The sequence below is a fragment of the Vibrio sp. Y176 genome, from assembly GCF_033438945.1.
This window is the reverse complement of record NZ_JAWOQS010001121.1, coordinates 1-529: the sequence shown is the minus strand read 5'-3', so window position 1 is coordinate 529 and position 529 is coordinate 1. Positions and strand designations below refer to the sequence as shown.

The 529-nt window shown below is 45.4% G+C and carries 1 protein-coding gene; it reads right to left on the bottom strand.

Annotation, left to right across the window (positions count from 1 at the left end; all coding sequences use genetic code 11):
* On the bottom strand, nt 1-529 hold a 529-nt coding region (locus tag R7O13_RS30540; RefSeq protein WP_318305679.1), incomplete at both ends, for an ABC transporter ATP-binding protein.

Sequence of the window (529 nt, the reverse complement as noted above, 5' to 3'; positions counted from 1 at the left end):
ATAGCGCGCGCGATCAACAGCAAACGTTGCTGACCGTATTCCAACTGTTTGAAAGACGTCTTTTCGTAGTGACGCATGTGTAAGATATCAAGCCACTCTTTAGCTACGTCAATCTCTTTACGCGAAGGCTGATTATACAAGCCAATCGAGTCGTAGAACCCAGACAGAATGACCTCTAACGCGCTGCAATTCACTCGGTATTGAAGATGCAGTGCAGAGGAGACCATGCCAATATGCTGTTTTATCTCCCAGATGCTTTCGCCAGAGCCTCGCTTCTTGCCGAAGATGTGGATGTCGTTACTGTAGCATTGTGGATGATCGCCAAATATCAGCCCCAATAACGTGCTTTTACCACAGCCGTTTGGCCCTTTAATTTGCCAGTGTTGTCCTTTATCTATGCGCCAATTCAGGTCAGTGAAAATACGTTTTTCAGTGTATTCAACTTGGCCATTTTTTAGTTCGAAAATAGGATCATCGAAGTGCGTAGAGTGTTGGTGACGTCGTATCAACCCCATCATCTCTTCGCTTT